5 protein-coding genes are annotated in these 4,695 nt (G+C 40.2%); all 5 read right to left on the bottom strand.

Translation table 11 applies throughout. From position 1 onward, the window contains the following. Positions 1-1,098, bottom strand: a 1,098-nt coding sequence (locus C5O24_RS10870) for a hypothetical protein (protein ID WP_205961097.1), incomplete at its 3' end; no start/stop codon positions are given. Between the two features lie 8 nt (positions 1,099-1,106). Then, positions 1,107-1,997, bottom strand: a complete 891-nt coding sequence (locus C5O24_RS10865; protein ID WP_107036866.1) for a DNA cytosine methyltransferase — start codon at positions 1,995-1,997, stop codon at positions 1,107-1,109. Beyond that, positions 1,981-2,895 (bottom strand): DNA cytosine methyltransferase, encoded by a 915-nt coding sequence (locus C5O24_RS10860; RefSeq protein ID WP_107036875.1) that lies wholly within the window; start codon positions 2,893-2,895, stop codon positions 1,981-1,983. Before C5O24_RS10860 ends, C5O24_RS10865 begins: the two co-directional genes overlap by 17 nt. A 221-nt stretch (positions 2,896-3,116) precedes the next feature. After that, positions 3,117-4,019: an IS982 family transposase gene (locus C5O24_RS10855; protein WP_107036936.1), complete on the bottom strand. Its 903-nt coding sequence runs from the start codon at positions 4,017-4,019 to the stop codon at positions 3,117-3,119. Positions 4,020-4,239: 220 nt separating this feature from the next. Next, on the bottom strand, positions 4,240-4,509 hold the full coding sequence (locus C5O24_RS10850) for a helix-turn-helix domain-containing protein (protein WP_107036937.1): 270 nt from the start codon (positions 4,507-4,509) through the stop codon (positions 4,240-4,242). Between the last annotated feature and the right edge of the window lie 186 nt (positions 4,510-4,695).

Below are 4,695 nucleotides of genomic sequence, written 5' to 3'. Positions count from 1 at the left end.
ATAGGAGAATTGGTACTGAATACAAACAATGAAGAAATTGAGTTTTGTCAGTCTGAAAGCTATGTCATTATCAACCACGCTAACAAAATTAGCATAGTCAATCTTAATAGCGTTGCGATGTGATACCTGAGCGTATTCGTTAGAGAGCTCAACCAATTTAAGGAAAGCGTTCACAATAAAACTGCCCGGACTATTCGTTGGGTCAAAGTAAGATGCTTCCAATATTTTCAGTGCATCATCGTAATTTAAGTTTTCAAGGGAATCTCGGAATTTGATTACGAATAAAGCTTCAAACAACCTATTTATATAGGTTTTTGCAGTTTGATTCCCATAGAGAGTCGATTCTTCTGACGACGCAAATATCTTATATACTATAGAACCCAGCACTTCGGAGTCTATTCCTTTGACATCATATTTCAGTAGCTTAATAACTAATTCTTTTGTATGTGCATTATGTTTTATGTCTTGATATGTAAGGTTAAGGAATTGATTATACTCACCCTCAAATATTATTTGTGATACATATCCGTTGAGGTTGTTCGGCTCACAAGATCGCATCCATTTCTCATATTTTAGAATCACATTCTGTTCCAAAATTTGGTCTACAAATGCAACGGTAATGAGGTCAATAATATAATTAAAAGCATCTATTGGATTATTGTCAAGTAAACCCAATCTGGAATTAAGTTCTGCGACAATAGGGGCAAAATCAAGAGTCGAAAATAAATCTTTCTCTATCCGTCCACGATTTTGAAGAGATTGAAATTCAGTAACATAGTCCGATACATCCGAATAGGGTACGCCAACTTCCTGAAAGGAGCCGGTAGAGAAACTGAATGTGCTATCTTTTAGAATAAAAACGATTGGGTATGTATCAAGGTATTGTGTAAAGACGGAGAGGTCATCATCTTCAGTGGAATACAAAAACACAGCTCGCCGATATAAACTAATAGGGACAACATTTCGCCGTTCTCCGATTTTATCTAATATCTTGCGTATGGTAATACCTGGAATGTCAAATGCTTCCAAAAGGGTAGACAGCCAGTGTTCAATCGAATTTAATTCGATTGATTCAAGAGCGTGTTTTATTTGTTCCAACGTCTTCATCAGAAGTTCTCAAATATTATAGTTGCCACAAATTCTGCCATCTTAACAGGGACGGCATTCCCTATTTGTTGTTCAATTTGAGCATTGGAGCCCTTAAATTTATAACCATTTGGGAAGGTTTGAAGATAACTCCTCTCTATATATGACAAAGCTCTGATTTTTGAATAATCAGTACATTTGTCCGCCGGGTGAAACTTATATGTGGCAGGCATGGGACGATTGACTCCTCTAATCGTTGAACTTGGTTCGTCAATTGAAAATATCGCCCTGCGATTGTAACTCCGAGGGTGCATATAATAGAAATCCGTTCCTAATGTTTCGCCTAAGTATTGTCTTACAGTAGTATGGCTTGTACTTAATTTAGAATCTATGATCTGATCTAAGAAATTGTCTTTAGCACCCATTTTCCCTATTACAAAGCATCTTTTCCTTTGTTGGGGTACTCCCATAAGGCTCGCATCCAAGATTCGGATATTTAATCCATATCCAGCTTCTGAAAATATTTTTATTGCCTCTTGAAAAATCGGTGATTTTTGGATATTATACACGTTCTCCATCACAAACCATTTTGGAGCCAAAGAGGTGACTGCTTTAGCGTATGACAAAGTAAGATTCGCCCGATTTCCAAGAAAATCCCTTTTTCCTGCTATAGAAAAATCCTGACATGGTGGACCACCGATTATTATGTCTATATCCCTGTCTTTTAAGTGGGAAATTATTCTATCGCTATCTGAAAGATCAAGAGATGTTATGGGATGATTGAAGTTGGCAGAATAGGTTGCAATCGCAGGAGCCCAGTTGTCAAAAGATTCTATAATATCAAAGCCTGCCTCTTGAAATCCAAGAGACATACCGCCACATCCACAGAATAAATCAACTAATCGAGGCATAGATATATTCTTTTAGAGCGGTTGCTACATATTTAGCCAAATTGACTGGTACGGCGTTTCCAATCATTTGGTTAACAACTGTCTTAGATCCTTCATATCTAAAATCTTTAGGGAATGTCTGAAACTGGCTTCGTTCTTCAATAGTCAAAGTACGAATTGAATCATTCATTGGAATGGGATCCCCAGGATGCCCGGGGTATCCTTTTGGAACAGGGCGATCTACCCCTCGGACTGTCATGGCGGGTTCATATATACTGAATATTCCGCGCCTACTATATGAACGAGGAACCCGAAAGTAATATTCAAAGCCTAATGTGTCTCCAAAGTAGTCGTGTAATGTTAGAGATTTAGTTGCCAAGTGCTTTTTCAAAAACGGCAACAATGCCTCATCAACTCCGCCAAGATGACCTATCAAAAAGAATCGTTTTCGCTTCTGGGGCACCCCACATAAGCTTGCATCAAGAACAAGTTCACTGAGACCATAACCAGCCTCCTTGAATTGGCGTTTTATGATTTCAAGTTTTTCGCTCTTTTTGATTGTAGGGACATTTTCCATAACGAAAAAGCGAGGTAGTATCTTGGTGATTATATCAGCATACGATAAGGTGAGATTGGCTCTGCCAAGAGTCTCATCTCGATGTCCTGCACTCGAAAAATCTTGGCAAGGGGGACCACCAATAATAACATCAGGTTTGTGTGACGCTATATCAGACACGTCTTTGGTGTCAAGAAGATCTCGTTTATATATAGGATGTTGGAAGTTGAGGCGATACACAGCAATTGCAGGATCCCAATTGTCGTAGGATGCTACAACATTGAATCCGGCTTTCTCAAATCCCATGGACATGCCACCACATCCACAGAACAAATCCACAACTTTCAGTTCTGAATCTCTCATAACATAAACTTCCTTATAGTGCTGACCGGAGACCAAGCCGTTAGCATCTACAAGGAAGCTTAAACTATATTTTTAATATTAGTTCTATCTTACATAATTGGTCTATTGTCAGCATAAAATGTGCTGATTGCAAAGTTAGCATTTTTTTACGACATATCGGATATGGAGAGAGTTAAAACTGATATATCGGACAGTTATTAACGTGAGTTCGACATAAGTAATCAGAACAACGTCAGTTGCTTGTCAGCGACAAATTCCAAAGAGATAGACGGTTTCTTCGGGAAGAAACAATATGCAGCTATTGCACTCAGGGCATTGGTTATGAAATTTGCGAAAGACCGATGTCTTGAGTGTTCTATCTGAGCGATGTTCTTAAGTTCGTCATTAACAGATTCAACCAAAGCCCTTTTGCGAAGCATAATCTTGTCGGAAACAGACATCAGCGAGTTCCTCATGTTGTTCTTGACTTTTGTGATAAGCTGAACTCCATTCATGAACAGAAACTCAAACAGTTGCTTGCCGATATATCCTTTATCTCCACAGAGCTTGCCCTTTACATTTTCAATAAATGACTCTGAATACAGAGGCTGACGGTCATCGACATTGCCCGGTGTAAACATAAAGTTCAGAATCTCACCTTTGTCATTGATGATCAGGTGCAGCTTAAAGCCGAAGAACCATCCCATCGAGCATTTGCCCCGCTGGGCTATACCTTTGAAAGTCTTGTGTATAAGTATGCGTTGGTGTTTGCAAACTCTCAACGGTGTTGAATCAACATACGCAATGCCGGAACAAGTCCCAAGCAATACTTCTTTGATGAATACCGTGAGTGACAACAGCACGGACTTTTGCAATTCAACAAATCTGTTGTAGGATACTGTCTTGGGGAACAAGTGCGTAAGATGCTTGCAGACATACTGCATGTAAAAGTGTTTGAGGCATCGGAATCCCTTACTGTGAAAAAGAATCAGAATGGTAATGACCTCGGCATCGGAAAGCCGTCCCAGCTTATTGCGATGCTTCCTGCCATCACTGAGCTGATACTTTTTGAGTTCAGAAGAAAAATACTTGCAGAAATCATCGGCAAGACAGAAAATTTCAGTAATTTTGTTCTCGGTAATCATAGCGCAAATTCTTGTAAATCTTGCAATTAGGCACTGTAAATTTACGGTTTTTTCGCGAGAATGCCAAGAAAATCAGCCATTTAGTGTAAAACTAAATGGCTGATTGTTTTATTGGTGAATGGTCTATTGCTTATATCGAACTCACGTTTATTAATCTCAATTTTACTCTCAAAACGCCAATTCCCTCATACGTTTGGAGAGGGTATTGACGCTTTTGTTATTACTTTTTTCCTATGCGGTGCGAGCGGAGGAAGGTGTCGAGGTCGGCGCGGTTGACGTAGATTTTGCGGCCTATCTGCGAGAAGGGGATGAGGCGTTGATCGCGGTAGTTCTGCCATGTTTTTGGTGAGATGCCGAGGAGTTTTCGCGCCTCTTCGGATTCGAGCCAGTCGCAGTTGGAGCTGCCTTTTTGGGTTTTCTCGACCATGTCGGTCAGTCGGTCAAGTTTCTCATGCAATGATTGCCATTCTTCTTGGGGAATTAGGAGCATGAGGGGCGGTGGTGTGTTGTTGGAATAAGAATTCCTCAATGATTTGGGCATATTCTATTTGGAATTTGAGAACAACATCCGTATTGTTCTCGAATTGCTACCGTCAGCACGGATGCGGACGGGTATGGCAGCATTTATCCGACACTTCGCAGTGCCGCTTCCCTCACTGCCGGGAGGGGCTTCGGA

It is taken from the genome of Paramuribaculum intestinale (genome assembly GCF_003024925.1).
GTDB lineage: Bacteria > Bacteroidota > Bacteroidia > Bacteroidales > Muribaculaceae > Paramuribaculum > Paramuribaculum intestinale.
This window is presented reverse-complemented; position numbering and strand designations above follow the sequence as displayed.

Coding starts and splice junctions, on each gene's coding strand:
- C5O24_RS10850 (WP_107036937.1), bottom strand. CDS start 4,509: ATGCTCCTAATTCCCCAAGAAGAATGGCAATCATTGCATGAGAAACTT.
- C5O24_RS10855 (WP_107036936.1), bottom strand. CDS start 4,019: ATGATTACCGAGAACAAAATTACTGAAATTTTCTGTCTTGCCGATGAT.
- C5O24_RS10865 (WP_107036866.1), bottom strand. CDS start 1,997: ATGCCTCGATTAGTTGATTTATTCTGTGGATGTGGCGGTATGTCTCTT.
- C5O24_RS10860 (WP_107036875.1), bottom strand. CDS start 2,895: ATGAGAGATTCAGAACTGAAAGTTGTGGATTTGTTCTGTGGATGTGGT.